The 2,697-nt window shown below is 75.3% G+C and carries 4 protein-coding genes; all 4 read right to left on the bottom strand.

Annotated features, from left to right (window positions below; translation table 11 throughout):
- Positions 1–567 (bottom strand): alanine racemase (locus MXD58_RS28385; protein ID WP_250611239.1); only part of this gene is annotated, 567 nt, incomplete at its 3' end.
- A gap of 44 nt (positions 568–611) precedes the next feature.
- Positions 612–1,046 carry a DUF5130 family protein gene (locus MXD58_RS28380; RefSeq protein ID WP_248838923.1) on the bottom strand — a complete coding sequence of 145 codons (435 nt, stop codon included), beginning with the start codon at positions 1,044–1,046 and terminating at the stop codon, positions 612–614.
- Entirely contained in the window at positions 1,033–1,359 is a 327-nt protein-coding gene (locus MXD58_RS28375; protein ID WP_250611241.1) for a hypothetical protein, read from the bottom strand. The genes MXD58_RS28380 and MXD58_RS28375 overlap by 14 nt, the downstream gene beginning before the upstream one ends.
- A gap of 58 nt (positions 1,360–1,417) precedes the next feature.
- The coding region (locus MXD58_RS28370) for a 4-alpha-glucanotransferase (RefSeq protein WP_250611237.1) at positions 1,418–2,697 on the bottom strand (1,280 nt) is incomplete at its 5' end.

Raw genomic sequence — 2,697 nt, 5'->3', positions numbered from 1 at the left:
CTCCTCGGGACCGCGGTAGCCGTGGCCGCCGTGGGTGAACACGCCGCGCACATCGAGGCCGAGGTCCGCGGCCTGCCGCGCGAGCGTCGCCGCCGCGGTCGGGCGGACACCCGAGCGGCGCCCACCCGAGTCGATCTCGATCATGACCGCCAGGGGCGGCTGTCCGCCGACGGCGCCGGCCAGCATCCGCGCCGCCGCGGCCGAATCGCAGCCCACCGCCAGCGAACCGACCTGTTCCCGCAGCTCGGCCAGCCGGCGGGCCTTCGCCGGCGACGCCCACAGTGGGTAGGCGATGAAGACGTCGTCGAACCCGTGCGCCCCGAAGAGCGCGGCCTCGCCCAACGTCGCGACCGTGATGCCACCGGCGCCCGCCGCGGCCTGGATCCGAGCGATCTCTACGCACTTGTGCGTCTTCACGTGGGGACGCAGCGACACCCCGCGCGAGCTCATCCACCCCGCCATCGATCGCGCGTTGCGCTCGACGACGTCCAGGTCGACGACGACAGCCGGGGTGTCCAGCTCGGAGTACGCGGCCTCGGGCTCGAAACGGTGGCCTGACGTGTTCACATCCGCTCCCGTCGACCTCCCCCGATGCCGGGCCTCCCGGTCGGCTACCTGACCGGAGTGCGCGGCTGGGCCGCCGGGCTGGCGATCGCGCCGCCGCGCGCCACCGGCGCGGGGCCCGCGACCTCGCCGAGCTGGCGAATGCCCGTCGTCAGGCCGCCGACCAGGTCACCGAGGGCGAAACTGGACGACATCGTCAGCGCGGCCAGCGCCGCCGCGCTGTCACCGATCCGCGAGCGGGCCGCCGGTGTCGTCGCGACCCGCACGAAGCACTGCCCCGGCGAGACGACGATCAGCGCGGCCGGATCCCGCTGCGGATCCTCGACGAGGGTGGACAGGATCCGCTCGGCGGCGAGCCGAACGTCGCCGCGCAGCGGACCGACCCGGACGCTGAACAGGACACCGCTGTGCTTCGCGGCCTGCTCCAACGCCCGGTCCAGCCGGTCCAGCTGCTCGGGGCTGAATGCCTCACCAGCTGCCACTGGCCCCGCCCGCCCCTGGAACCGCCTTCTGCTCCCGCTCACCGTCGATCTCCTCGGGCCGGGTGCCGATCCAGATCTCGTCGTGCTCCCAGGGCTGGCCCGGTCGGTAGCGCACCGGGCCGCTGCTGCGGCTCGACCACGCCGCCAGCAGCGTCGCGACCAGGAATCCGCCGACGATCGCGCCGCCGTAGATGCCCCAGGTCTGGAGAGCCGTGAGCGGGTCGGGGTTGTACCTGGTGCCGATCTCCGAAGCGGAGGCGGTGGCCGCGAACACCGGCACCGCGAAAAGCGCGAGGCCGGCGACCGTCAACACCCTGCGCAGGGCCGAAGCCCGGGACCAGCGCGGTTGACTAGAAGTCACGCAGCGAAGGTTACCGGTAAGTGGGCCCTGGGTCCTCCGTCAGGGGTATCGAAGGTCCCCCAGCGGCGGGAAGCCCCCCAGGCGGCGGGGACGTGGGGGCCGCTGGATCGGACTGCACCTCGCCGAGCACGGCCGCCAGGCGGGCGACGGCCGGGTCCACGAGCAGCCGTTCGATCGTGACCTCCGCCCCGTCGCCGTCGCGCACGGGCAGTCGCCAGTTCGGGTACTCGTCGATCGTCCCCGGCAGGTTCGGCTGGTGCAGATCACCGAGCGCGTCACCGGGAGCCGCGAGCACCACCCGGCACGGCGAGCGAACCAGCAGCCGGTGCAGCGCCAGCGCGAGTTCGGCCCGGACCTCCGGGGCGAACTGCCGCTCCCCGTCCCCCGCCGCCTGGTCCCCCGCCGCCTGGTCCCCCACCGCCTGGTCCCCCGCCGTCCGGGCGGCGATGTCGGCGCCCAGCAGGCCCTCGGCGCGCAGCAGGCCCTCGGCGCGCAGCAGGTCGATCAGATCGTCCCGCTCCGCCCGCCAGCCGGCCCACTCCGCCCGCGCGGAGCGGCTCAGCAGGCCGAGTCCGGCGCGCACACGCACGTGCTCGCCTTCCAGGTAGCCCGCCGCCGTGGGCAGGTCGTGGGTGGTGAGGCTGGCCATCGTCGCCGTCCGGTAGCGGGCCGGAGGCAGCGCGGCGCCGTCGCCGTCGCGCTCGAACCACAGGACCGTCGAGCCGAGCACGCCGGCGCCGGTGAGGGTCGTCGCCACGGACGGCTCCACCGTGCCCAGGTCCTCGCCGACGACCAGTGCGCCGGCCCGGTCCGCCTCCAGCGCGATCACGCCGAGCATCGCCGCGGCGTCGTAACGCACGTAGGTTCCCCGCGCCGCGCCCGCACCGGGCGGGATCCACCACAGCCGGAACAGGCCGAGGATGTGGTCCACCCGCAGGCCGCCGCCGCGGCTGAGCACCGCGGCGACCATCTGCCGCAGCGGGGCGTAGCCGGTCTCGGCGAGTGCCGAGGGCCGCCACGGCGGCAGGCCCCAGTCCTGGCCCTGCTGGTTGAAGGTGTCCGGGGGGGCGCCGACGGTCGCGTCGACCGCGAGGATGTCCTGCAGCGACCAGGCATCCGCCCCGCCCGGGTCGACGCCGACCGCCAGGTCGTGCACGATCCCCACCGCCATCCCGGCGGCGCGGGCCGCGGCCTGCGCGGCGGCGAGCTGATCGTCACAGCGCCGCTGGAGCCACGCGTGGAAGGCGATCCGGTCGGCGAGCTCGACCCGGGCCGCCGCGACCGCCGGGG

It is taken from the genome of Frankia sp. AgKG'84/4, assembly GCF_023242965.2.
Taxonomy (GTDB): Bacteria; Actinomycetota; Actinomycetes; order Frankiales; family Frankiaceae; genus Frankia.
The sequence above is the reverse complement of the archived record's forward strand: the minus strand, read 5'-3'. Positions and strand labels throughout refer to the sequence as shown.